Source organism: Streptomyces sp. NPDC033216 (genome assembly GCF_055577115.1).
Window position 1 is genome coordinate 92,499 of the sequence record NZ_JBVIQK010000004.1, and the last position, 23,468, is coordinate 115,966.

The following is a 23,468-nucleotide window of genomic DNA, read 5'->3' on the forward strand; positions in this document are numbered from 1 at the left end:
GTCGTGGAGTTCGGCGGGGGACGGGAGTCAGGAGCCGCCGGAGGAGATCGGGGCGTTGATGCCGATCCGGAGGGGGGCCGGGGTCGCGCAGCAGCCGTCGCCCTCGGTGCCCGGCACGGTGCCGGGCTCGTCGAACAGGCCCGCGCCGCCGCACACCCCGGTCTCCGGCAGGGTCAGCTCGACCCGCTCGGCGCCCTCCTGGTCACCGGCGAGGGCCGCGGCGATCGAGCGGACCTGCTCGGAGCCGGTCATCGCGAGGAAGGTCGGGGCGCGGCCGTAGGACTTCATGCCGGCCAGGTAGAAGTCCTGCTCCGGGTGGGACAGTTCCTTCACGCCGTGCGGGTGGACGGTGCCGCAGGAGTGGACGTTCGGGTCGATGAGCGGGGCGAGGGCGGTGGGGGCCTGGAGGCGTTCGTCCAGGCCTAGGCGGATCTCGGAGAGGAAGGACAGGTCGGGGCGGAAGCCGGTCAGGACGATCAGCTCGTCGACCGGGTCGAGGCGGCGGCCGTCCTCCGCGACGAGGACGAGCCGGTCGCCGTCCCGCTCGACGGCCCGCGTACGGAAGCCGGTCGCGGCGGAGGCGTGTCCGTCCGCCACGGCCGCTTCGGCGCGCAGGCCGAGAGCGCCGCGCGCCGGGAGCCGGTCCGCCTCGCCGCCGCCGTACGTACCGGCACCGATCCCGCGCCGCAGGATCCACACGGCGTGCGTGCCGGCCTCTTCCTTCGCCAGGCCGGCGAGGTGTGCGAGGGCGGTGAAGGCGGAGGCCCCGGAGCCGACGACCGCCGTGCGCCTGCCGGCGTAACGCGCCCGTACCGCTGCGTCGTGGAGGTCCGGTACGCGGTAGGAGACGCGGTCGCCGGCCGTCTTCTCGCCGAGGGCGGGCAGGCCGTCCGCGCCGAGCGGGCCGGGCGTCGACCAGGTGCCGGAGGCGTCGACCACGGCACGGGCGGTGAGGCGCTCCTCGTGTCCGCCGGTGGTGCGCACGTGCACGGTGAAGGGCTGCTGCTCGCGCTCGGCGTCGACGATGCGGTCCCGTCCGGCGCGGGCGACACCGGTGACCGTGGTGCCGTAGCGGACTCGGTCGGCGAGGACGTCGGCGAGGGGCTGGAGGTAGTGATCGGCCCAGTCTCCGCCCGAGGGGTAGGACGCCCCGTCGGGGCGTACCCACCCGGCCGCGGCGAGCAGCTTCTCGGCGGCCGGGTCGACGACCTCCGCCCACGGCGAGAACAGGCGCACGTGCGCCCACTCCCGCACGGCCGTGCCGGCGGCCGGTCCGGCCTCAAAAACCAGCGGTTCCAGGCCGCGTTCGACCAGATGGGCGGCTGCGGCCAGCCCGATCGGGCCGGCTCCGACGACCACGACGGGCAGCTGGGCGTTGGTGGGCGCGGTCACGGGATTCCCCTTTGTTTCGACAACCGTCGATCTCTTGCACCGCAAGCGTCCCACCTGTTTCGACGCGCGTCAACATAGATGGACATCGAATCAAGCCACGGGATTGCCCCACGCGTCCGACACCCTGGGACCACTGGTTCGACATGTGTCAACATAGACGCATGTCGCATGTCAAGGCGCTGCCGCTCCTGGAGCCCGAACTCCCCGACACCGTCGTGCCCTGCTGCCCGCCGCTCACCGAGCGAGCGCTCACCGCCGACGAGGCCGCGACCACCGCCCGGATGTTCAAGGCGCTCGGCGATCCGGTGCGCCTGCGGCTGTTCTCCCTCGTGGCCTCGCACGAAGGCGGTGAGGCCTGCGTCTGCGACATCTCCGACGTCGGCGTCTCGCAGCCCACCGTGTCCCACCACCTCAAGAAGCTCAAGGAGGCGGGGTTGCTCACCTCCGAGCGCCGGGGGACCTGGGTCTACTACCGGGTGGAGCCCTCGGTGGTCGCGGCCATGGGGCAGATGCTCGGCGCCCTGGGCTGAGGGCACCGAGCGGGGCGGGGTCAGGCACGAAGACGAGCGCGATGCCGCGTCACCTCGCGCCAGGGCCCCGGAGCCGGGCACCCGCCGGCGTCCGGGACGCAGGGAGCACCCGCCGGTGGCATTCAGGACACAGGGCGGGCACCCCCGTCGGACGAAAGACGGGCTACGGCACGAACACGTACGGCGTCGTGGTGGTCAGGGGCGCGAAGCCGAGGCGTTCGAGGATGGGCCGGCTCTGGTCGGAGGCGTCGACCTGGAGATAGGGAAAGCCGCGGTCGGCGGCGATGCGGGCCCGGTGGGCGACGAGGGCCCGGTAGATGCCGCGTCCTCGCCAGGCCTCGGAGGTGCCGCCGCCCCACAGACCGGCGAACCGGGTGCCGGGGATCAGCTCCATGCGCGCCGAACTGACCGGTTCGTCACCCGCGAGGACGACAAGGGCGACGACATGGTCCGGATCGGTGGCGAGACGGTCGCGCATCAGGTCCCGCAGCCAGGCGGCGTCCTTGCCGAACGCCTTCTCGTTCGCCTCGACCATGAGGTCGACGCCCGCCATGTCGGTGACCGGCGATGCGGAGCCCCTCGGGGAGTTCGGCGCCGACGAGCTGCTCGCCGGTCTCGCCGATCATCAGGGTCTCCTCCGGCTCGGGCACGAACCCGGCCCGGACGAGCCGGTGTGCGAGGTCGGCGGGCCGGTCGTGACCGTAGAGCTTCCACTCGAAGTCCAGGCCTGGCCCGCCGAAGTAGGCGATCTGCTCGGCGATCGCCTCGTCGGCGTCCGGGGCGGCGGTCAGGTCGGACCACACGACGCCGTTCCAGCCGCCCGCGGCGCCCACGTGGCGGACCACCCGGCCGACTCGTTCGACGCGTGCGCCGGGACTCTCGGGGAGCGCGCCTTCGCGCATGTCCCGGTCGTACAGGGCGAGTACCGCGGCGTTGTCCATGGGCACACTCCAGCACCGCGCCCCGACAAGATCAACGGAAATACCGGCGGGCGGCGTCGTCACCCGGGCCCGCGGCCGCCGGCCTGGCACTGAGCCGGTCACGGTCGCGGGGCGGGCACTCGACGCGGGACGGCCGCGGTCGATGTGCTCCAGGAGCGGGGCGGCGCTCTCGGGGGTCGGATGCCCGGCGGACAGGCCGATCTGCTCGCGCCCGGCGGTTCCGCGGGGCCGCGCTGAGCCGAAACGGCCGTCGGCCCACTGGATCGGGGACCTGCGGCCGCCGTGCGGCAGCGCCGATCAGCGCTCCGGGCCGGGACCGGCGGTAGCGGTGGAGCGCAGAGTGCCGTCACCGTCCGCCAGGAGAGCCTGCCCCGCGGCGGGCGCACGCGGGTCGGGCGCGGGCGCCGCCCGCGTCCGGAGGCGGGTCCCGCGGAGCCCGCCTATCGTGGGCCGGGGCGCCGGTCCCCGGTCCGCAGCAGGGCGTCCTGGGAGGCATTGATGCTGGCCAAGCTGTCGACGCGACCCACACTGCGACGCGGCGCGCTCGCCGCGGCCGCCGCGCTGACCGTGCTGGGGGCGGGGCTCCCGACGACCGCGGACACGGACACGGACGGTGACCGTCCCCCCGACCTCTCCCGGTTCCACGACCAGAAGATCAAGTGGGGCAGGTGCACGGGCGAGGGCATGCCCGACGACCTCCAGTGCGCCAAGGTGACCGTCCCCGTCGACTACGCCCACCCCGAGGGCGCCACCCTCGAGCTGGCACTCGCCCGCTACCGCGCCACCGGCGACAGGCGCGGCTCCGTGCTGCTCAACTTCGGCGGTCCCGGCGGCCCGGGTGTCCCGGAACTCGCCTATGGCGGCAAGGAGTTCATGGACCTCACCGACGGCTACGACGTGGTGAGCTTCGACCCGCGGGGCGTCGGCCGCTCCTCCCCGGTCAGCTGCGGGGACGCCGAGGACGACGCGTACGCGGCCGTCGACGACGACCCGGACGACCTCGACGACCCGCGGGCGCTGCTGGCCCAGCTGAAGAAGGCCGCCGCCGCGTGCGCCAAGCACTCCGGGCCTGTCCTGCCGCACATCGGGACGGTGGACGCGGCGCGGGACGTGGACGTGATCCGCGCGGCCCTCGGCGACAGGAAGCTCAACTACCTGGGCTTCTCGTACGGCACCCGGCTCGGCGCGGTGTACGCCGCGCAGTTCCCCGGCCGGGTGGGCCGGCTGGTCCTGGACGGCGTGGACACGCTCACCGAGCCGCTCGCCGAGCAGGGCATCGCGGGCGCCCGTGGTCAGCAGGTGGCACTGGACGACTTCGTGGACTGGTGCGTGAAGGACATCGCCTGCCCGTTCGGGCAGGACGCGCGCAAGGCCCGCGAGGACGTGAGGCGGCTCGTGCGTTCCCTGGACGAGGACCCGGTGCCGACGGACTTCGGCGCGGCGTTCACGGGGCAGGACCTGGTCGGGGCCATCGGCCAGGGGCTGTACAGCAAGCAGTTGTGGCCGTCCCTGGAGCGGGCGCTCGCCCAGCTCGTCGAGAACGGGGACACCAGCGGCGTGATGGCGTTCGCCACCGGCGGTCTGTCCCTGCCGATGCGCGATCCGGGGGGCGGTGATCCGAGCGGGGGGCTGGTCGACGAGGAGGAGATCCCGCTGGACAACCTGCCGGCGGCCCTGATGGCGATCAACTGCGCCGACGATCCCGACCGCCCCACCGCGGAGCAGATCACCACCGACCTGAAGCGGCTGCGCTCCGCATACGAGGCGGCGTCGCCGGTCTTCGGGCAGTACCGGCTCACCCAGGTCCTGATGTGCTACGGCCGCCCCAAGGGCACGGACTACATACGCGACGAGGTGAAGGATCTCGACACGCCGAAGATGCTGCTCGTCGGCACCCGCGGGGACCCGGCGACGCCGTACCACTGGACGGTGAAGACGGCGGAACGGCTCGGGTCGTCGGCCGTGGTGCTCGACAACCGCAGCGCGGGCCACACGGGGTACGGCTCGTCGAAGTGCGTGCACCGCAAGGTCGACGACTTCCTTCTGTACGGTTCCCTCCCGCCGAGCGGCAGCTCCTGCGGGGCCGACGAGGACGACTGAGTGGGCCGCCTGCTGCCACTGCTGCTCGTCGCCGTCGGCGCGGCCGGGGCGGCACTCGCCGCGTGCGCCGGTTCGGCGCGGTGGTGGTTCGCGGCCGCGCCGCTGCTGCTGCTCGCCGGCGTGGGTGTCCGCGATCTCGTGCAGCGCCGCGACGCGCTGCTGCGGGCGTATCCCCTCACCGGACGGCTGCCGTACGTGCCCCGGCGCGGCGCCGGCCAGGGGGCGGGCACCGTGCGCGAGTTCCTGGTGTCGTCCCTCGGCCCGGTGGAGCCGGCCGAGGAGGCGCCGGCGGTGCGGGTGGGCGGGCCCGACTGCCGGCTGCCGTACGACATGGCGTTGTTGAACGTGTCCGCGATGAGCTTCGGGGCGCTGTCGCCCCGCGCGGTGCTCGCCCTCGGCCGGGGCGCCGGGCTGGGCGGGTTCGCGCAGGACACCGGCGAGGGCGGGCTGTCCGAGCACCATCTGCGCGGCGGCGGTGACCTGATCTGGGAGATCGGGACGGGCTACTTCGGCTGCCGGACCGACGAGGGTGGTTTCGACGCGCGGGAGTTCGCGGACAAGGCGGCGCTGCCCGAGGTGCGGTGTGTGTCGCTGAAGCTGTCGCAGGGGGCCTCGCCGGGCGGCGGCGCGCTGCTGCCGGGCGGAAAGGTGAGCGCCTCGGTCGCACGGGAGCGGAGGGTGCCGGTGGGTGAGCCGGTGGTGTCGCCGCCGGGGCACCGGGAGTTCGCCACGCCACGGGAACTGGTGCTGTTCCTGGCGCGGCTGCGGGAGCTGGCGGGCGGCAAGCCGACCGGGATCAAGCTGTGCGTGGGCTCACGCCGGGAGTTCCTCGCGGTGTGCCGGGCGATGGTGGCGGAGGGGGTCGCGCCGGACTTCGTGGTGGTGGACGGGGCGGAGGGCGGCTCGGGCGCGGCGCCGCCGTACGCCGGTGAGGTCGGGCTGCCGCTCACCGAGGGGGTGATCACCGTGCACAACGCGCTGGTCGGCGTGGGGCTGCGGGACCGGGTGCGGATCGGGGCGAGCGGCCGGGTGGCCACCGGCGCGGACATCGTCCGGCGGCTCGCCCAGGGCGCCGACTACACCAACGCGGCCCGCGCGATGATGCGTGCCGTGGGCTGTGTGGGGGCCGGCCGCTGCCACACGAACACGTGTCCGGTCGGTGTCGCGACCCAGGACCCGCTGCGGATGCGCGCCCTGGACGTGGGCGACAAGGCCCGGCGGGTGCACCGCTACCAGCGGGAGACGGTTCGCGACGCCGTGCGGATCATGGCCGCGATGGGCGTCCGGGAGCCGGCCGGCCTCACACCCGCGCACCTGGTGCGGCGGACCGGCGCGGGTACGACCCGGTCGTACGCGGAGCTGTACGAGTGGCTGGAGCCGGGCGCGCTGCTGTCCGGGCCGCCCGAGGGCTGGGCGGCGGACTGGAAGGCGGCGGACCCGGACGGTTTCAGCTAGCGGTGTGCGGCTGCGGCGACGGGGCGGTCACGAAGGCGTCGATGGCCGCCGTCAGCTCGGCCGGCTTCTCCACGGGCAGTTCGTGGCCGGCGTCGAGGATGCGGACGGTGGCGTCGGGATAGGCCTTCGCCATGCGCAGCATCTGCTTCACCGGGAGCTGGATGTCGTGGTATCCGTGGACCATCAGGGTCGGCGTGCGGATCTCCCCGACCCGGTCCAGGACGTCGAACGCCCGCATGGCGCCGTACAGCGTCATGACCACCTCGCGCGGGGTCTCAGCGGAGGACCTGACGTAGGCGCGGATCTCCTCGCGCGGGTAGCCGGGCGCGAAGGCGCGCTGGATGTTCGTGGCGACGAACAGCTTGTACGGGACGAGGGTGGAGGCGGCCATCAGCAGGCCTCTGCCCCGGTTGTACGCCATCCGGCCGATGGAGTTCACCAGCACCATGCGCTCGACGCGCTCGGGGTGGGAGAGGGCGATGGTCTGCGAGATCATCCCTCCCATCGAGTGGCCGACCAGCACGAACCGCTCGACCTCCAGGTGGTCGAGGAGGGCGAGGACGTCGTCCGCCAGCGCCTGGACCGTCTTCACCCCCGCCCCGGCGCTGTCGCCGTGCCCGCGCAGGTCCAGCCGGATCACCCGGCGCGTCCTCGAGAAGTGCGCCGCCTGGTGGTCCCAGCGGTGCCGGTTCGCCGTCCAGCCGTGGACGAACACCAGAGGCACCCCGCCGTCGCGCGGCCCCTCGTCGTCGTACGTCAGCGCCGCGCCGGCGACTTCGAGCTGCGGCATGGGTGCCTCCCGTGAACGACTCGTTACTGACGCGTACGGTAACCGGCCGACGGGGTCGGCGTCACCGCCGTCCGCCCAGGAGATCGAAGATGCGGCCGAACTCGTCGAGGGCGGCGGCCGGGTCGAGGAACGTGTCCAGGTGGCCGTAGCCCGGTATCGCGGTGCACCGGGCGTCGAGCAGGGGCTGACGACAGGGGGCGAGGAGCTCGTGGCAGAACTTCTGCGAGTCGAGCCACAGGCCGTTCTCGCTGCCGGCGAGCGGCAGGACGTGAGACGGCTCCGGTGGCCCCGTGGTGCCGACGACCGTGGTGGTGACCGTCGGCGGACCGGGTTCCACGGCCGCTGTGGGCGCGGTCCGCGATCGGCCTGTGCACGCGAACGGCGCCGGAAGGCAGTGACGTGCCGTCGAACGGCTCCCACAGGCAGTCACGCCGTTCGGCGTCGTTCTGCCCCAAATGCCCTCTCTCCGAATCAGCCCTATCGTGCTCGTATGGAGCACGCACTGAGCCCCGCGACCCTCTCCGAGCTGCGCCGCCCGCGCCCCTATCCCGCGGTGTCCGTGCTGACGCCGACGCATCGCCGTCAACCCGACAACAGCCAGGACCGGGTCCGGCTGCGCAACGTCGTGGCCGAGGCCAGGAAGCGACTGGAGGCCGATCCGGCGGTCACCCGGGAGCGGCGCGCGGACGTGACGGAACAGCTCGACCGGGCCCTCGCGGAGGTGGATCTGACGTACACCGAGGACGGCCTGGTGATCTTCGCCGCCCCGGGTGAACACCAGGTGTGGTCGCTGGCCCGCCCGGTCCCGGAGCGCGTCGTCCTCTCGGACACCTTCCTCACCCGCAACCTCGTCTCGGCCCGGGCCGCCGAGCGGCCGTTCTGGGTACTGTCGGTCTCCGCCGACCGGGTTACCCTGTGGAGCGGCGGCGCCGACCGGGTGGCCGAGGAGCACTCCCACGGGTTTCCGCTGATCCGAAGCCGGGAGAACTTCGACGCCGAGCGCATGGAACGCACCGGCGACCTGCCGAGCACGTTCCGCGACGAGGGCACCCGCCGCTTCCTGCGCGACGCCGACACCGCCATGGGCAGGCTGCTGCGCGAGGCCCCGCGGCCGCTGTACGTCACCGGCGAGACGGCGGCGCTCTCCCTCCTGGACGAGATCGCGGGGGTCACCCGGGACGCCGTGCACGTGCCGCACGGCGGCCTCACCCACTCCACCCCGGACACGGTGTGGCAGGCGGTACGCCCGCTGCACGAGGCCGAGGGCCGCCGGGGCACCGCCGCCGTGGCCCGCGAGCTGGACTCGGCCCGAGGCCGGCACGCCTTCGCCGCCGGGGTCGACGAGTTGTGGCAGAACGCCCGCGAGGGCCGTGTCCGCCTCCTCGCCGTGGAGGAGAACTACCGCGTCACGGTCCGCGACGACGGCGCCCACCTGATCCCGGCCGAGAGCACCGACCTCGACTCCCGCGACGACATCGTGGACGAGATCGTCGAACAGTGCCTGGAGACCGGCGCCGAGGTCCGCTTCGTCCCCGACGGCACCCTGACCGACGCCGACGGCATCGCGGGCGTACTGCGCTACTGAACCGCCTCACCCGGTCGGCGTACGCTACGCGTGATCGTCGGCCGGAGGGAGCGAGTCCGTGGGTGAGCCGCTGGGCGTGGCCGTGCTGGGGGCCGGGCACATGGGCGCCGATCACGTACGCCGCCTCGACCGGGTGGTGAGCGGGGCCAGGGTCGCCGCCGTGGCCGATCCGGACGCCGACCGTGCGAAGGAGGCCGTCGCCGGTGTCGAGGGAGCCTCGGCACACACCTCGGTCGAGGCCGCGCTGGACGCGCCCGGCGTGGCGGCCGTCCTGATCGCCTCGCCGGGGCCCGCGCACGAGGAGGCCCTGCTCGCGGCCTTCGCCCGCGGCCTTCCGGTGCTGTGCGAGAAGCCCATGGTGCCGGACTCCGCCGGGGCGCTGCGGGTGCTGGAGGCGGAGGCCCGGCTCGGCCGGCGGTTCGCCCAGATCGGGTTCATGCGGCGCTACGACGCGGAGTACCGCAGGCTCAAGGCTCTGCTGGACGACGGGCGGCTCGGCCGGCCCCTCATGCTGCACTGCACCCACCGCAACGTCTCCTCACCGCCCGGCTTCACCAGCGCCATGCTGATCGACAGCTCGGTGTCGCACGAGATCGACGCGTCCCGCTGGCTGCTCGGCCAGGAGCTGACCGCCGTCACGGTGCTGCGGCCACGCTCCTCGTCCGTCGCCCCGCGGGGCCTGTCCGACCCCCAGTTCGTCCTCTTCGAGACCGACGGTGGCGCCCTGGTCGACGTGGAGGTCTTCGTCAACTGCGGCTTCGGCTACCAGGTGCGCTGCGAGGCGGTGTGCGAGGCGGGCAGCGCGCGCATCGGCGACGACCACGGTCCCCTGGTGAGCGCAGGTGGCTCGGTCGGCACGGAGGTGCCCCAGGACTACCTCGTCCGGTTCGCCGACGCCTACGACCGCCAGGTGCAGGCCTGGGTCGACGCCACTCGGCGGGGCCGGGTCACCGGGCCGACCGCCTGGGACGGCTACGCGGCCTCCGTCGTCGCCGAGGCCGGGGTGCGATCGCTGGAGGGCGGCACGCGCGTGACCGTCGACCTCGCTCCGCGTCCGGCCCTGTACGGCTGATGCCGGGCCGGGCTCACACGTTGCCGAGCAGCGCGTGCAGGCTTTCGTCGACCGCCGTACCGACGTCCTCCTGACCCGCGGCGATCACGGCGTAGCTGCGCAGCAGGAAGCGGCGCAGCGCGGCCGTGTCGAACTGGAGCAGGGCCAGCCCGAACGGCGAGTGGAACTCCACGACGGTACGGGACCGTCCGCACGGCCAGATCTGCACGTCCCCGGTGCCGGCCGGCCCGTCCAGCCCCTCCGCCAGCAGCGCGCGGCCGAACGTCCAGGTGACCGCCTCGCCCTGGAGGGAGACCTCCGGCGGGAAGTCCAGGTGCACGGCGAGGGGGTCGGCGGAGAGGTAGCGGAGCGTCGCGGGGACGGGCAGTTCCCGCTCCTCGGCGGTGATGAGCCGGGCGCGGGCGGGCTGTTCGACGGTGACGCGGGCGAGATCCATGGGTGGTCTCCGCAGCGGTGAGAGGTCGGCCGTTTTCGGTGTGGTGCTTGTAGGACCTCGAAGAGGCCGTTCGCATTACGCGAATGCCCTGCGAATTATTGTGACCTGCGTCACGGAGGGTCGGGCCGATCGCCGATCCTCCACCGCCCACGGAACACACGACCGTCGAACACCTGGTTGATCACCACGATGCACCCTCGCGAGTCCCTCAACCCGCGTACCTCTTCTACGACTTTCCGTCGCGAGGACGTACGCCATCGATACCCCCTGAGCTGCGCGAGAGGACCGTGGCATATGCCGGACGCATCACCGGATCGTGTGTTGCCGAATCACTTACGGCGCCCCGCGGGCTGTGCCACAGTCGTAACGGCCCGTTCCTCAGTCCGGCCGTCCCGTCCCCGCATCGGAGTGCGCCATGCCGTCCCCCCTCTCCGCGGACCGCCCCGCCCGGCCGCCAGGTCACGGCCAGGTCGACGCGCTGATCACGCAGACCCGGCGGCTCAAGGGCGAGGTGGACGCCGTGCGACGGGACGCGCAGGACGACACCACGGACCCGCGGGGGCGCTGGCAGCGCGCACTGTGCGACCTGGCGCTGCACCAACTCGACGACCTCGACGCGCACCTGGCCCAACTGCGGGACGGCCCAGCCCCGCCACCCCCGCAGGCGTCGCTGCTCAGCCGCGTCGGCAGCGCGGAGTGGAACCTGCTGACGGACGAGGCCGTATGGTCCCCGGAGCTGCACGGCATCGTCGGCCGCGACCCGGCCGCTCCGCCGCTCACCCTCGACGAACTCCCGTCCCTCGTCCACGACGAGGACCGCCCGCGCCTCACCGCCATGGTGACCGACTGCCTCGTCGACGCGAAGCCCATCGACGGCGAGTTCCGGATCGTCCGGCCGGACGGTGCGGTCCGAACCGTGCACATGATGGGCGAGCCCGTGCTCGACGCCGGCGGCAGCACCACCTCGATGTGGGCCGTGGTGCGGGACGTCAGCGAACTGCGCCGCAGCCAGCGCGCGGTGCACGCGACCCGTGACTCGCTGCACGTCCGACGGTACCCGGCACAGGCCGGGCACCGGCCGACGGCCGCGCCGCGGGACACCACGCCACCGCCCCGGCACGGCTCACTGCGGCTCCCACGCGCCCCCGGCACACTCGACCTCGCCGCCCGGCACCTGCCCGCCGCCACGAGTTCACCGATCGGCGGCACCTGGTACGACACCTTCGAACTTCCCTGCGAAGACACGCTGTTGAGCGTCGGCGGACTCACCGGACCCGGCTCGGACATCACCTCCACCCTGGCGACGACGCTCGGCGCCCTGCGCGGCATGGCGATGTCCGGTGCCGGCCCGGCCCAACTTCTCACCTGGCTCGACCACTTACTCGGCGCCGACGACGCGCCCCCTCTGTGCTCCACCGTCTGCTGCCGCTACCGGCCCGCCACCCACACCCTGGCGTGGGCGCAGGCCGGACACCCCGCCCCGCTGCTGTTCCGAGGCGGGACGGGGCGTCGGCTGGAGGCACCGGACGGCGTCCTCCTCGGCACCACCCCGGGTACCGCCCATGGGCAGGCCGAGGCGGTGCTGGAGGTGGGCGACCTGCTCCTGCTGCACACCGACGGGCTGGTCCCCGCCGGCGGCGCGGACACCACGGACCGACTCCTGGACCTGGCCCCGCGCCTCGCCGGGCCGGGCACCGCACAGGACTGCGTGCGGCTGATCACGGAGGAGTTCGGCAGCGGCGACCGCGAGGCCGACGCCTGCGTGCTCGTCGCCCGGATCCCCTGACCGACGGACCGATGACCGTGACCTCGTCTAAGCCGGGGCGGTGTTGCCCCTGCCCCCCTTCGGCTTCGGCAGCGCCTGCCGGATCTCCTCACGCAGCTCGCTGATGCGCGGGTAGTCGGCGTACTCCGCGGTGAGCCGGTACATCTCACGCAGCCTGTCCCAGGTGCGGCGGGAGGAGTTCGACCCCATCGACATCAGAGCCAGCCGCGCGTACCGGTCGGCCTGTTCGGGGTCGTCCGCGATGAAGCAGGCCGAGGCCATGGACAGATGGTCGAAGATCTTCGACCGCTCCCGTCCGTCGACCCGCAGGGCGAGGGCCTTCTCCGCGTAGTACTGGGCGTGCACGGCCGCCCCCGGCTCGAACTCGGCGAGCGTGCGATAGGCAAGGGCCTGCATGCCGTACAGGTCCTCGTCCTTGAACGTCTGCATCCAGGACGGCGTCTGCGCGTCGATCCGGCCGGACACGAACAGGTCCTCCGCCTGCCCGAGCGTGCGGCGCATGGCCTGCCCCTTGCCCATCGACGCCTGAGCCCAGGCCTCGATGGTGTGGAACATGGCCCGCGTGCGCGGCAGCACCGCGTCGCCGGAGCCGGACTGGGCGAGCTTCATCAGGTCCAGGGCCTCGTCGGGCCGGCCGAGGTGCACCATCTGGCGGGCCGCCCTGGACAGGGCCTCCCCCGCCCGGGGCCGGTCGCCGCCCTCCCGTGCGGCATGGGCGGCGATCACGAAGTACTTCTGGGCCGTGGGTTCCAGACCGACGTCGTGCGACATCCAGCCCGCGAGGACGGCGAGGTTGGCGGCGACGCCCCACAGGCGCCGCTGGAGGTGGGCCGGGTGTCGGTAGGCGAGCATGCCGCCCACCTCGTTGAGCTGGCCCACCACGGCCTTGCGCTGGAGCCCGCCGCCACGAGCGGCGTCCCAGGCCCGGAACACCTCCACCGAGCGCTCCAGTTCGTCGACCTCCTCCGTGCCGATGGGGGCGGCCTCGTAACGGTCGAACCCGGCGGAGTCGGCGTGCAGGAGAGGATGGTCGACGACCGGAGCGTCGACGGAGAGGGTGGGGTCGGTGTGCAGCCAGTCGTACATGGCACTGCTGAGTGCTGATCCCGCGGCGAGCGCGGCACCCGCGCCCACCAAGCCGCGTCGGTTGAGCATGAGGTCCATTCCCGTGAATTCGGTGAGGACCGCGGCAGTCCGTTCGGGCGCCCACGGCACGCCGTCGGGATGCTGCGCACTCCCGTCGCGTGGCCGTTTCCCCGCACGCCCGTGCCGGACCAGACCGAGGTCCTCAATGGTCACGACACGGCCGAGACGCTCGGTGAACAGAGCCGCCAGCACCCGCGGCACGGGATCGCGCGGGATCTCTCCCATGTCGATCCACCGCCGCACCCGGGAGGTGTCGGTCGACAGCTGGGGGTGGCCCATGGCCGCCGCCTGCCGGTTGACCAGCCTCGCGAGTTCCCCCTTGGACCAGCCGGCCAGGCCGAACAGGTCCGCCAGACGGGTGTTGGGTTGTCCGCTCACGTAAGCCCCCAGGTTCTCGGCTGAGTTGACAGTAGCCCCGTGCAAGTTGCCGGGCGACTATTCGCCAGGGTTCGCCAGGGTGCGCCAGATGGTGTGCCACGGGGCCACGGGTGTCAGGTAGGAATGCGCCACCCCGCCCCGGTCGCCGAGGGACATTCCCCAGGGTGCACCCGGGAGGCCGGGCCGGGCAGCGCATGACGTCGCAGGCACACGAAGGGATCTGTTTCGCCCATGTACGCAGCATCGTCCTCCGTGTCCGCCCCGCCCCGGTCGCTGCACTCCCGCCCGGGCGGCGGCGGCCCCTACCTCGACCCCGCCCGGCCGGCACCCGGCGTGCCCGGCGCGGGCCGCGGCGCCCGGCGCCCCGCCGGGATCGCCACCCAGCCCGTCAGCGGCAGGCTCGACCTGTCCGGCCCTCAGGGCGCCCAACTACGCACGGCGATCGCGTCGGTGCACCGGATCTGCCCGGAGTTCGCCCCGGTGCAGGTACTGCGCCGCAGCGGCCGCTCCGTGCTCCTGGTCGGTACGACGGGACGCAGCACGGCCGTCGCCAAGTGTTTACTGGACCACTCCCCCGCCTGGGCCGAGCGGATCCGGCACGAAATAGCGGCGTACCGCACGTTCGTCCGGCACCGCCCCCCTGTGCGGGCGCCGAGGCTGATCGCGGCGGACCCGGACAACTGCACCCTCGTCATCGAACGGATGCCGGGACGCGCGGCGGCCCTCCAACGGCATCCCACACAGGCTCCGCCCCGCGCCGACATCCGGGCGGCGCTCGGCGCGATCTGCCGGCTCAACACCTGGCGGCCACCGGCCGGCACCTTCGACGCCCCGCTGGACTACGCGGCCCGCATCTCCCGCTACCACGAGCTGGGGCTGCTCACCGACCGGGACCTGGGGGACCTCCAGAAACTGGTGCACGGCATCGCGGCGACCGCGGGCCGACAGGGCATGGGCCAGTTCTGCCACGGCGACGCCCTCCTGTCCAACATGCTCCTGTCCCCGGCCGGTCCCGTGCTGGTGGACTGGGAGCACGCGGGCTGGTACCTGCCGGGCTACGACCTGGCGACGCTGTGGGCGGTCCTGGGTGAGGCCCCCGTGGCGCGCCGTCAGATCAGCCAGATCGCCCAGTCGGGGGGCCCGGCCTCGCGCGACGCCTTCCTGGTCAACCTGATGCTGGTGCTGACCCGGGAGATCCGTACCTACGAGACGGCCGTGCAGCGTTCGATGCACGACACGGCCCCCACGGCCCCGATGGCGGCCCACCCGGGTGCCGCACCGTCCGGCGAGGAGCAGCGCCTGCTGCTGCGGCGACTGCACGACGACTGCCAGATGGCCCGCCGGGCCGTTCGGGCAGCGGTCGGCACTCGCTGATCGGCACTCGCCGAGGAGGGAGGGTCCGTGGTGCGCCAGAGCGGCGGCGCACCGCGGACCTTCGTACGTCCGGGCCGTCACACGGGCGGCAAGCGGGTCATTGGTGTACGCCAGTGACGCCCCGCAGGCGGCGCAGCCATCCGCCACGAAACTCACCCGACCCCTGCTGACGTGGGAAATCCCGTCAGCATGGGCATGATTGACGGATCGTCGGCGAGCCGGTACCACTGAGCCACGTCCGGCCCCGCACGCCCCGCCCGCTCGTCCCAGGAGGCCGCATTGCGAGGATCCGTCACCCGCCCCAGAACCGCGCGCACCCTCGGCGCCGCCCGCACCCGCAGAGCCGCCGGCGCGGTGGCCTCGGCGGCCCTGATGTTCCCGCTGCTCGCCGCGTCCCCGGAGGCGGCGGATCGGTCCACGACCGGGCTACAGCGGGCGTTCGCCGCCGCGGCCGCCGAGTACGACGTGCCACAGAGCGTGCTGCTGGGCGTCTCCTACCTCCAGTCCCGCTGGGACGCGCACGGCGGTGCGCCGAGCGTGGCCGGCGGCTACGGCCCGATGCACCTGACGGACGCCCGCACCGCCCTCGCCACCGCCCCGCACCACAGCGAGGGCACGGAGGATCCGCGCGGCGACGACGCCCGCGCCACTCTGCGTCCCGAGACGCCGCTCCCGGCCGACACCGAGATCCCGGCCCGGCTGAAGACCCTTCCCGAGGCAGCGGAGCTGACCGGCCTGAGCCCCGAGGCGCTGCGCACCGACCCGGCCGCCAACGTGGCCGGCGGTGCCGCCCTGCTGGCCGCCGCGCAGCGCGATCTGGGCGAGCCGCTCACCGCCGATCCGGCGGACTGGTACGGCGCGGTGGCACGCTTCTCCGGCGCAGACGACACCGCTACGGCCGCCGTGTACGCGAACGACGTGTACGACGTGATCCGCACCGGCGAGAAGCGCACCACCGACGCCGGGCAGGTGGTGGCGCTGGCCGCGCGGCCGAGTCTGGCGCCGGACACGGCTCAGCTGCGGCGGGCCGGCCTGCGCACGGCGTCCGCGGCCAGGACCGAGTGTCCGGGGTCCGTCTCCTGCGAGTGGATCCCGGCGCCTTACGAGCAGTTCGGTGACAACGACTACGGCAACCACGACCTGGGCGACCGCCCCGCGTCGCAGTCGATCGAGTACATCGTCGTGCACGACACCGAGGGCGGCTGGGAGGGGGTCCTGGACCTGGTCCAGGACCCCACGTACGTGTCCTGGCAGTATTCGCTGCGTTCCACCGACGGGCACATCGCCCAGCATGTGAAGGCGAGGGACGTGGCCTGGCACGCGGGCAACTGGTACGTCAACGCCAAGTCGATCGGCCTGGAGCACGAGGGCTTCCTCGCCTTCCCGGACTCCTGGTACACGGAGGCCATGTACCGGTCGTCGGCGCGCCTGGTGGGGTACCTGGCGGAGAAGTACGACATCCCGCTGGACCGGCAGCACATCCTGGGGCACGACACGGTGCCCGGCCCGACCACGTCGACCGTGCCGGGCATGCACACCGACCCGGGTCCGTACTGGGACTGGCGGCACTACTTCGAGCTGCTGGGCCGCCCTTTCAAGGCGACGGCCCGCAAGAACTCCGGGCTGGTGACGATCCTGCCGGACTACAACGCCAACCAGCCGCTCTACACGGGCTGCACGGCCAAGGGTGAGCCGTGCGCGGCGCACGGGTCCGGGGCGGTGCGGCTGTACTCCGACCATGACGAGAACTCGGCCCTGATCAAGGACGTCGGCCTGGGCACGATCCCGACGACGGGCGTGAACGACATCTCCTCACGGGTGTCCACCGGCCAGCAGTACGCGGTCGCCGACCGCTTCGGCGACTGGACGGCGATCTGGTACCTGGGCCAGAAGGCCTGGTTCAGGAACCCCGCGGCGCAGCCGACGGCCGTGCCCGCGAACGGGCTGGTGGTGACCCCGAAGGAGGGTGTGGACAGCGCGCCGGTCTACGGACGTGCCTACCCGGAGGCGTCGGCGTACCCGGCGGGCGTGCCCGTCCAGTCGGTGTCGCCGCTGCCGTACCGGCTGCCGGCGGGACAGAAGTACGTGGTCGGTGACAAGGTGCCGGGCGAGTACTACTACGCGGTCACCTTCACCACCGACTCGCACCAGGTGGTCGTCGGCAAGGACCTGTACTACGAGATCCAGTACGGCCACCGGGTGGCGTTCGTCCGGGCCGCGGACGTACGGCTGTCGACGCCTCGGACGCCGGTGCGGTAGGTCCGTTTCAGCCCTGCTGGAAAAGCTCCGCCGGGAGCGGCTTCAGCAGGGCGTACAGGTCGTCGGTGATGGGACGGTCCCAGGCGGCGATGGTCACCAGGACATTGTCGCTGCGGTCGAACTGCACGCAGGAGATGCGGCTCTCGGAGAGCTTGAGACGGCGCACGATCAGGAGGTTGTCGCCCTGCATCACCGGCATGTCCTCGGTCCCGACCACGGTCACCTCCTCGTCGTTCTCCAGCGCGAGCAGCAGCTGGGCCACCTCGAAGGGGACCTCGCCCTCGGCGACCTCGCGGGCCGGCGAGCCTTCGGGGAGGTTGCCGATGATCATCGCGGGGCCGCGGCCGCCGAAGAGGTCGTAGCGCAGGAAGACGCCCTGGCAGGTGCCGTCGGGGGCGGGCAGCAGGCCGGCGCCGAGGTTGCCGGGCCAGTCACCCGGGTCCATGGCCAGGACGTCGAAGTCGGGCCCGGCGGGCGTGGCACTGCGGCGGCGGAGGAACGACATGGGGCCATGGTACGTGTACGGGGGCCGTCGGCGTCGTGCGGGCGGCCGCCTGTTCCGGGTGTTCGCGGGCTTTCGTCAGGGGGACGGCCGGGCCGCCCGGAAGGACACCTGCTCCGGCGGTCCCACGCGGAGCGTCCCCCCTCCACGGCCCTCGGATTCCGTCCCGCCGCGGGGCGTCCCAGGGCTACGAGGCCTGCTTGCGGCGTTCGTGGTGGAGGGTTACTCGGGCACGGTTGCCGCAGGCCGGCCTGCACCACTCCTGGCGCGGGTGGTCCTTGAGGAAGTAGCGGACGCAGCGCGGGGCATGGCAGGCGCGCAGGCGCTGCCGGTCGGGGCCGGTCAGGAAGGCGATCGAAGGCGATCGCGGCCTGTGCGAGCGCCGCGGTGAGGTTGTGGACGGAAGGTGTGCACGCTGCCGCTGATCCGGCGGGTCGCCGTGGTCCGCCGCCGGCCGCAGGCGTACACCGGGATCGGCGCCCTCGGCCCAGTGCAGGACGGGGACGGTGGGCCGACGGGCGGCGGCCTCGTTGAGGCGGTCCAGGGCATCGGGCACGGGCAGCGGCCGAACCGCGTCGGCGGGGCTCGGCGCGCCGAAGCGTACGGCGTGCGCGAACAGGGCGCGGACGGCGGCGCGCAGGTCGCGGACGGCGGCGAGGGCGGTGGCGTCGGCGGCGTAGCCGGGGCTGACCGGAGGGACGTCGGCGTGGGCGCGGAGCCAGGTGGTGAGTGCCGCGGGGTCGGTAAGGTCGTCGGCGACCCCGCCGTGACCGTCGTGCCGGAGGGTCAGTGCGAGGTCGAGGGCGACGCGGGTGTCACCGGCAGACGCCTCCTGCATGCGGCTGATGACAGGGACGACGGCAACCGTCGGCGGGTACGCGGCTCATTCCTCGGCGGCCGCCGGTGGCACCACCGCGACCGGACTCGCCGCGTGCAGCAGCACGGCGTGGGTGACGGAGCCCAGCATGCGGGCGGGGGCCAGCAGACGTCGGCGGTGGCGGCCCACGACGACCAGGTCGGCGTCGCGGGAGGCGGCCACGAGCCGGCCGGCCGCGTCGCCGGGGGCCGGGTACGTCTCCACGCGTACTTCGGGGTGGCGCTCCCGGTGCTGGGCGAGGAAGCCGTCGGCGAGAGTGCGCGTCCCGTGTTCGACGGCGCGCCGGTCGGTGTCCGGCGGAAGGAGTTCGCCGGGGGCGGCGGTCCAGGTCCGCACGGGCCAGGGGTAGGCGGCGACCACCTGGAGGCGGGCGTCGCGCAGGGCTGCCTCGGTGAAGGCGAGGGCGAGCGTGGCGTCGTCGGGGCTGTCCACGTTGAGGCCCACGACGACCCGCGGGCCGGGCTCGGACGGCGGGCCCTCGACCTCGCGGCCGGGCCGGGGGACGATCACGACGGGGCACTCGGCGTCCCGTGCCGCGGTCATGCCGTTGGACCCGAGCAGCAGGCCGGCGAAGCCGCCCCGGCCCCGGGACCCGAGCACCAGCAGTTCGGCCTCGGCCCCCAGTTCGGGCAGTAGCGCGCCCGGCGCCCCGTCGAGGCCGACGTACTCGACGTCCGGGCCGGACGCGGCCCCCTCCAGGCGGGCGCGGGCCTCGGTGAGGACGGGGTCCTCGTCCGGGGGCGGGGGCATGATCATGGGCGCGCCGGGCTGCGTCCACGCGGCGTAGTGGCGTACGTGGCACACACGCAGCGCGGACCCGCGTCCGCGTGCGGCGTCCGCGGCCCAGTCGAGGGCCCGCAGGCTGTCCTCGGAACCGTCGACCGCCACGGCGACCGGCAGCGTGCTCATGGCTCTCACCTCCGGGATACGACCTGCGACCTGCTGGGGCCAGCCTGGCTCAGGCACGGACCCCGGCCGGCCCTCATCGGTCGCGTGTCCGGAAAATGACATCGCCGGTTCGGCCCGCCGCGGCGGCTCGTCACGGCGGTGGGCCGGGCCTGGCGGGGGCCTCAGGTCAGGTCGAACTCCCCCTCACGTGCCCCCGACACGAACTCGCCCCATTCGGCGGGCGTGAAGATCAGGGAAGGACTCTCGGGGCGGCCGCTGTTGCGCATCGCGACGAATCCCTCGACGAAGGCGATCTGGACATCCCCCCGACCCCGGCTGCTGGACCGCCACTCGGCGTTGCTGAGGTCCAGCTCCGGCTTGTCCCAGCTCGTGAGCGGCTGCTGCTGGATGGTGCTCTCGGCCACGTCCGTGCTCCTCCCGGTTCGTCGTCCGCGGCCAGCCTAGCGATCGGTTCCGGGCGCCGACAGGGCACGTGAGGGGGACCTTTCAGGAGTGCGGCGGTGTCGTTCCCACGAGCCACATGGAGAAGAACTGCGAGCCGCCCCCATAGGCGTGTCCGAGGACCCTGCGGGCGCCGTCCACCTGGTGTTCCCCCGCCTGTCCGCGGACCTGGAGGGCCGCCTCCGCGAAGCGGATCATGCCGGAGGCGCCGATGGGATTGGTGGACAGCACGCCGCCCGACATGTTGACGGGCAGGTCCCCGTCCAGTTCGGTGGCTCCCGCCTCGGTGAGCTTCCAGCCCTCGCCCTCGGCGGCGAAGCCGAGGTTCTCCAGCCACATGGGCTCGTACCAGGAGAACGGCACGTACATCTCGACGGCGTCGATGTCCCGGCGCGGGTCGGAGATCCCGGCCTGCCGGTAGACGTCGGCGGCGCAGTCCTTCCCGGCCTGCGGGGAGACGGCGTCCTTCCCGGCGAACAGGGTGGGCTCGCTGCGCATGGCACCGCCGTGCATCCAGGCGGGCGGGCGGGGTGAACGGGCCGCCCCCGCGCGGTCGGTGAGGATCATGGCACAGGCGCCGTCGGAGGACGGGCAGGTCTCGGAGTAGCGGATCGGGTCCCACAGCATGGGCGAGGCCTGGACCTTCTCGAGGGTGATGTCGTGCTCGTGGAGGTGGGCGTAGGGGTTCTTCAGGGCGTTGCGGCGGTCCTTGTACGCGACGAGGGAACCGATGCCGTCGGGCGCGCCGCTGCGGCGGATGTACGCGCGTACGTGCGGCGCGAAGAACCCGCCCGCCCCGGCCAGCAGGGGCTGCTGGAAGGGGATCGGCAGGGACAGGCCCCACATGGCGTTGGACTCGGACTGTTTCTCGAAGGCGAGCGTCAGTACGGTGCCGTGGACGCGCGCCGCCACCAGGTTGGCCGCCACCAGCGCCGTCGATCCGCCGACCGAGCCCGCCGTGTGCACGCGCAGTACGGGCTTGCCGACCGCGCCGAGGGCGTCGGCGAGGTACAGCTCCGGCATCATGACGCCCTCGAAGAAGTCGGGCGCCTTGCCGATGACGACGGCGTCGATGTCGGTCCAGGTCAACTCGGCGTCGTCGAGGGCGCGTCGGGCCGCCTCGCGTACCAGGCCGGCGATCGAGACGTCCCGCCGGGCGGCGACGTGCTTGGTCTGGCCGACTCCGACGACGGCCACGGGTTCCTTGCTCATCGCGGATCCCCTTCGAGTACGGCGACCAGGTTCTGTTGCAGGCACGGGCCGGAGGTGGCGTGGGCGAGGGCGCGGTCGGACTCGCCGCGGTGGACGCGGGCGGCGGCCTCGCCGATGCGGAGGAGTCCGGCGGCCATGACCGGGTTGGCGGCGAGGGCGCCGCCGGAGGGGTTGACGCGCACGTCGTCGCCGAGCTTCAGCGCCTTGCGCAGCACGACCTCCTGGGAGGTGAAGGGGGCGTGCAGCTCGGCGGTGTCGACGGGCCGTTCGAAGGCGCCGGCCCGTTCGGCGGCCAGGCGCGCGGAGGGGGAGTCGGTGAGGTCGCGCACGCCCAGGGAGTGGGCCTCGACGCGGTGGTCGACGCCCCGGATCCAGGCGGGGCGCGCACACAGTTCGCGGGCCCGGTCACCCGCGGCGAGGATCACGGCGGCGGCTCCGTCGCCGACGGGCGGGCAGTCGCCGGTGCGCAGCGGCCGTACGAGGTGGTCGCCGGGCGGTACGGGGCCGCGGAGCTGGGCGTGCGGGTTGGCGGCGGCGTCGGACCGGCTGCGGGCGGCGATGGCGGCGAGACGGGTCTCGTCGGTGTCGCCCGCGTCGATGAGGGCCTGGGCCTGGAGGGCGGCGAGGGCGACGGAGTCCGGCCAGAGGGGAGCCACGTAGTACGGGTCGAGCTGGCGGGTGAGGACGTCGCGGACCGGGCCCGGCGAGGACTTGCCGTAGGCGTAGACGAGCGCGGTGTCCGCGTCGCCGGTGAGCAGTTTGGTCCAGGCCTCGTACAGCGCCCAGGCGCCGTCCATCTCGACGTGGGACTCGGAGATCGGCGGCCAGGCGCCGACGCCGTCCAGGGCGAGGGTGAAGGAGAAGGCACGGCCGGCCAGGTAGTCGCTGGAGCCGGAGCAGGTGAAGCCGATGTCGGCGGTCCTCAGGCCGGTGCGGTCGAGGACCTCGTGCAGGACGGGCATCAGCATCTCGACCTCGGACATGTCGTCGGAGGTGCGACGGTGGTCGGTCTGGGCGAAGGCGACGACGGCGATGTCCCGGAATCCCGCGGATGCGTGGCGCGTCACAGCAGCTCCTTGTAGGTGTCGTAGTCCGCGTCGGGTTCGCCGGTCGGTCGGTAGTGGTCGGGGTAGCGGGCGCCTTCGGTCCAGACGGGCTCGACGCGCAGGCCCATGCGCACCTGGTCGTAGGGGATGCCGCCGATCCGGCCGTGCAGGGCCAGGTCGGCGCCGTCGAGGGCGATGTGGCCGTAGACGTAGGGGACTTCGATGTCGAGGTTCTTCGCCTTGATGTTGACGATGCAGAAGGTGGTGACGGTGCCGCGGGGGCCCACCTCGACCTGCTCGGCGGTGGGGACGCCGCAGGTGGGGCAGGCACCGCGCGGCGGGACGTACACCTTGCGGCAGGACGGACAGCGTTCACCGACCGTGCGCCGGTCGGAGAGCGCGGCGATGTAGGCGGACTGGGCGCGTCCCGGGGAGTAGGTGTAGTCGAGGCGGGCGGGGGCGACGATGCCGGTGACCTGGTCCTCGAACACGCCGGTGTGGCCGTCGGGCCGGACCGGTGGGCCGGCGTGGGGCTCGAAGCAGGCGATGTCGGTGATGGCGCCGGTGCGCTCGGCCGCCCAGCGGACGCGGACACGCAGGCCGGTGTGGACGGCCTCGGGACCGGGGGCGTCCAGGGCGTGCAGGAGGGCGGTGTCGGCGCCGTCGAGGCGGACGAGGACCCAGGCGAAGGGTGACGTGAGGGGCTGGCCGCGGCGGGGGTCGTGGTTCCAGGCCCAGGTGGTGACCGTGCCGGTGGGTGCTACTTCGACGAGGTGGCGGATCTCCTCGGCGGTGACCGGGTCGTACTCGACGGGCGGGACGAGGGTGCGGCCGTCGGTGGTGCGCACGCCGAGGACCACGCGTTCGCGCAGGCCGGTCAGGAAGGCGCTCTGGACAGGGCCGAGGGAGCGGGTGAAGGGGAACTCGACGACGAGGGGGGCTTTGAGGACTTCGGGCATCGGGGCTGCCTCCTTGGGGATTCGGCGTGCGGGGGTCGAGCGACGTCGACACGACGGCGGCCCCGCGAGGGGCGCCTGTGGCGGCGCGACCGGCCCGCGGCGGCCCGCGGTCTCAGGAAGGGCGACCGGCCACCCGCGCGCCCGGCGGAGCGCCAGGGCGTGTTTCGAGAGTGCCGTCCGTCCGGCGGACGGACGACGCCGCTGTCGAAACGCGCCCTGGGGCGTGTCTGACGATGCGCGTCGGATCAGTGCGTGGCGCCCGGTGCCGGTGCGTCGCC

General features: G+C 73.4%; 20 protein-coding genes and 1 pseudogene. 8 read left to right on the forward strand and 13 right to left on the reverse strand.

Annotated features, from left to right (window positions below; all coding sequences use genetic code 11):
• Window positions 1–27: 27 nt before the first annotated feature.
• Window positions 28–1,392, reverse strand: a complete 1,365-nt coding sequence (locus tag ACZ5Y0_RS09855; protein WP_469128119.1) for an FAD-dependent oxidoreductase — start codon at window positions 1,390–1,392, stop codon at window positions 28–30.
• 161 nt (window positions 1,393–1,553) lie between these two features.
• Here ACZ5Y0_RS09855 and ACZ5Y0_RS09860 point away from each other — a divergent pair, with 161 nt between their 5' ends.
• Window positions 1,554–1,922: an ArsR/SmtB family transcription factor gene (locus ACZ5Y0_RS09860; RefSeq protein ID WP_469128120.1), complete on the forward strand. Its 369-nt coding sequence runs from the start codon at window positions 1,554–1,556 to the stop codon at window positions 1,920–1,922.
• Window positions 1,923–2,085: 163 nt separating this feature from the next.
• On the opposite strand, the pseudogene ACZ5Y0_RS09865 reads toward ACZ5Y0_RS09860, so the two are convergent.
• Window positions 2,086–2,863 (reverse strand): annotated as a pseudogene (locus ACZ5Y0_RS09865) (GNAT family N-acetyltransferase).
• A gap of 498 nt (window positions 2,864–3,361) precedes the next feature.
• Between ACZ5Y0_RS09865 and ACZ5Y0_RS09870 the strand changes: the two are divergent.
• Window positions 3,362–4,963: an alpha/beta hydrolase gene (locus ACZ5Y0_RS09870; RefSeq protein ID WP_469128121.1), complete on the forward strand. Its 1,602-nt coding sequence runs from the start codon at window positions 3,362–3,364 to the stop codon at window positions 4,961–4,963.
• Window positions 4,964–6,418, forward strand: a complete 1,455-nt coding sequence (locus ACZ5Y0_RS09875) for a glutamate synthase-related protein (RefSeq protein ID WP_469128122.1) — start codon at window positions 4,964–4,966, stop codon at window positions 6,416–6,418. It begins immediately after the preceding gene.
• Here ACZ5Y0_RS09875 and ACZ5Y0_RS09880 read toward each other — a convergent pair.
• Together ACZ5Y0_RS09880 and ACZ5Y0_RS09885 are read right to left on the reverse strand one after the other, a co-directional pair.
• Window positions 6,411–7,208, reverse strand: coding sequence for an alpha/beta fold hydrolase (locus ACZ5Y0_RS09880; protein ID WP_469128123.1), 798 nt, complete (start codon window positions 7,206–7,208; stop codon window positions 6,411–6,413). The two genes, ACZ5Y0_RS09875 and ACZ5Y0_RS09880, sit on opposite strands and share 8 nt — an antisense overlap.
• Window positions 7,209–7,269: 61 nt before the next feature.
• Window positions 7,270–7,545, reverse strand: a complete 276-nt coding sequence (locus ACZ5Y0_RS09885) for a hypothetical protein (protein WP_469128124.1) — start codon at window positions 7,543–7,545, stop codon at window positions 7,270–7,272.
• 153 nt (window positions 7,546–7,698) lie between these two features.
• On the opposite strand from ACZ5Y0_RS09885, the gene ACZ5Y0_RS09890 reads away from it, so the two are divergent.
• Together ACZ5Y0_RS09890 and ACZ5Y0_RS09895 are read left to right on the forward strand one after the other, a co-directional pair.
• Entirely contained in the window at window positions 7,699–8,793 is a 1,095-nt protein-coding gene (locus ACZ5Y0_RS09890) for a baeRF3 domain-containing protein (protein WP_469128125.1), read from the forward strand.
• Window positions 8,794–8,851: 58 nt separating this feature from the next.
• Window positions 8,852–9,865 carry a Gfo/Idh/MocA family protein gene (locus ACZ5Y0_RS09895; RefSeq protein ID WP_469128126.1) on the forward strand — a complete coding sequence of 338 codons (1,014 nt, stop codon included), beginning with the start codon at window positions 8,852–8,854 and terminating at the stop codon, window positions 9,863–9,865.
• 13 nt (window positions 9,866–9,878) lie between these two features.
• Here the strand turns inward: ACZ5Y0_RS09895 and ACZ5Y0_RS09900 are convergent, their stop codons facing one another.
• Window positions 9,879–10,301, reverse strand: coding sequence for an SsgA family sporulation/cell division regulator (locus ACZ5Y0_RS09900; RefSeq protein WP_469128127.1), 423 nt, complete (start codon window positions 10,299–10,301; stop codon window positions 9,879–9,881).
• 415 nt (window positions 10,302–10,716) lie between these two features.
• On the opposite strand from ACZ5Y0_RS09900, the gene ACZ5Y0_RS09905 reads away from it, so the two are divergent.
• Window positions 10,717–12,087: a PP2C family protein-serine/threonine phosphatase gene (locus tag ACZ5Y0_RS09905; protein ID WP_469128128.1), complete on the forward strand. Its 1,371-nt coding sequence runs from the start codon at window positions 10,717–10,719 to the stop codon at window positions 12,085–12,087.
• 27 nt (window positions 12,088–12,114) lie between these two features.
• On the opposite strand, the gene ACZ5Y0_RS09910 is transcribed toward ACZ5Y0_RS09905, so the two are convergent.
• Window positions 12,115–13,611 carry a DNA-binding protein NsdB gene (locus ACZ5Y0_RS09910; RefSeq protein WP_469128129.1) on the reverse strand — a complete coding sequence of 499 codons (1,497 nt, stop codon included), beginning with the start codon at window positions 13,609–13,611 and terminating at the stop codon, window positions 12,115–12,117.
• A 231-nt stretch (window positions 13,612–13,842) separates the two neighbouring features.
• Between ACZ5Y0_RS09910 and ACZ5Y0_RS09915 the strand changes: the two genes are divergently transcribed.
• Both ACZ5Y0_RS09915 and ACZ5Y0_RS09920 read left to right on the forward strand, forming a co-directional pair.
• Entirely contained in the window at window positions 13,843–14,985 is a 1,143-nt protein-coding gene (locus tag ACZ5Y0_RS09915) for an aminoglycoside phosphotransferase family protein (protein ID WP_469128130.1), read from the forward strand.
• Window positions 14,986–15,264: 279 nt separating this feature from the next.
• The gene (locus ACZ5Y0_RS09920) at window positions 15,265–17,244 is read left to right on the forward strand and encodes an N-acetylmuramoyl-L-alanine amidase (protein ID WP_469128131.1); all 1,980 of its coding nucleotides are present in this window, start codon (window positions 15,265–15,267) and stop codon (window positions 17,242–17,244) included.
• A 7-nt stretch (window positions 17,245–17,251) separates the two neighbouring features.
• On the opposite strand, the gene ACZ5Y0_RS09925 is transcribed toward ACZ5Y0_RS09920, so the two are convergent.
• The 7 genes from ACZ5Y0_RS09925 to ACZ5Y0_RS09955 form a co-directional block, all read right to left on the reverse strand.
• Window positions 17,252–17,749: a hypothetical protein gene (locus ACZ5Y0_RS09925; protein WP_468290518.1), complete on the reverse strand. Its 498-nt coding sequence runs from the start codon at window positions 17,747–17,749 to the stop codon at window positions 17,252–17,254.
• A gap of 184 nt (window positions 17,750–17,933) precedes the next feature.
• Window positions 17,934–18,584: a CGNR zinc finger domain-containing protein gene (locus ACZ5Y0_RS09930; RefSeq protein ID WP_469128132.1), complete on the reverse strand. Its 651-nt coding sequence runs from the start codon at window positions 18,582–18,584 to the stop codon at window positions 17,934–17,936.
• A 45-nt stretch (window positions 18,585–18,629) separates the two neighbouring features.
• A complete protein-coding gene (locus tag ACZ5Y0_RS09935; protein WP_469128133.1) occupies window positions 18,630–19,532 on the reverse strand; it encodes a universal stress protein in 903 nt (300 codons plus the stop codon).
• Between the two features lie 161 nt (window positions 19,533–19,693).
• Window positions 19,694–19,936, reverse strand: a complete 243-nt coding sequence (locus tag ACZ5Y0_RS09940; RefSeq protein ID WP_469128134.1) for a DUF397 domain-containing protein — start codon at window positions 19,934–19,936, stop codon at window positions 19,694–19,696.
• Window positions 19,937–20,018: 82 nt separating this feature from the next.
• Window positions 20,019–21,185 (reverse strand): thiolase domain-containing protein, encoded by a 1,167-nt coding sequence (locus tag ACZ5Y0_RS09945; protein ID WP_469128135.1) that lies wholly within the window; start codon window positions 21,183–21,185, stop codon window positions 20,019–20,021.
• Window positions 21,182–22,252: a thiolase domain-containing protein gene (locus ACZ5Y0_RS09950; RefSeq protein ID WP_469128136.1), complete on the reverse strand. Its 1,071-nt coding sequence runs from the start codon at window positions 22,250–22,252 to the stop codon at window positions 21,182–21,184. The genes ACZ5Y0_RS09945 and ACZ5Y0_RS09950 overlap by 4 nt, the downstream gene beginning before the upstream one ends.
• Window positions 22,249–23,190: a Zn-ribbon domain-containing OB-fold protein gene (locus ACZ5Y0_RS09955; RefSeq protein WP_469128137.1), complete on the reverse strand. Its 942-nt coding sequence runs from the start codon at window positions 23,188–23,190 to the stop codon at window positions 22,249–22,251. Before ACZ5Y0_RS09955 ends, ACZ5Y0_RS09950 begins: the two co-directional genes overlap by 4 nt.
• Window positions 23,191–23,468: the final 278 nt, after the last annotated feature.

Bases quoted from the DNA above. Each gene is read 5' to 3' on its own strand.
- ACZ5Y0_RS09860 (WP_469128120.1), top strand. From the start codon at position 1,554: ATGTCGCATGTCAAGGCGCTGCCGCTCCTGGAGCCCGAACTCCCCGAC.
- ACZ5Y0_RS09870 (WP_469128121.1), top strand. From the start codon at position 3,362: ATGCTGGCCAAGCTGTCGACGCGACCCACACTGCGACGCGGCGCGCTC.
- ACZ5Y0_RS09880 (WP_469128123.1), bottom strand. From the start codon at position 7,208: ATGCCGCAGCTCGAAGTCGCCGGCGCGGCGCTGACGTACGACGACGAG.
- ACZ5Y0_RS09890 (WP_469128125.1), top strand. From the start codon at position 7,699: ATGGAGCACGCACTGAGCCCCGCGACCCTCTCCGAGCTGCGCCGCCCG.
- ACZ5Y0_RS09900 (WP_469128127.1), bottom strand. From the start codon at position 10,301: ATGGATCTCGCCCGCGTCACCGTCGAACAGCCCGCCCGCGCCCGGCTC.
- ACZ5Y0_RS09905 (WP_469128128.1), top strand. From the start codon at position 10,717: ATGCCGTCCCCCCTCTCCGCGGACCGCCCCGCCCGGCCGCCAGGTCAC.
- ACZ5Y0_RS09915 (WP_469128130.1), top strand. From the start codon at position 13,843: ATGTACGCAGCATCGTCCTCCGTGTCCGCCCCGCCCCGGTCGCTGCAC.
- ACZ5Y0_RS09925 (WP_468290518.1), bottom strand. From the start codon at position 17,749: ATGTCGTTCCTCCGCCGCCGCAGTGCCACGCCCGCCGGGCCCGACTTC.
- ACZ5Y0_RS09930 (WP_469128132.1), bottom strand. From the start codon at position 18,584: ATGCAGGAGGCGTCTGCCGGTGACACCCGCGTCGCCCTCGACCTCGCA.
- ACZ5Y0_RS09935 (WP_469128133.1), bottom strand. From the start codon at position 19,532: ATGAGCACGCTGCCGGTCGCCGTGGCGGTCGACGGTTCCGAGGACAGC.
- ACZ5Y0_RS09945 (WP_469128135.1), bottom strand. From the start codon at position 21,185: ATGAGCAAGGAACCCGTGGCCGTCGTCGGAGTCGGCCAGACCAAGCAC.
- ACZ5Y0_RS09955 (WP_469128137.1), bottom strand. From the start codon at position 23,190: ATGCCCGAAGTCCTCAAAGCCCCCCTCGTCGTCGAGTTCCCCTTCACC.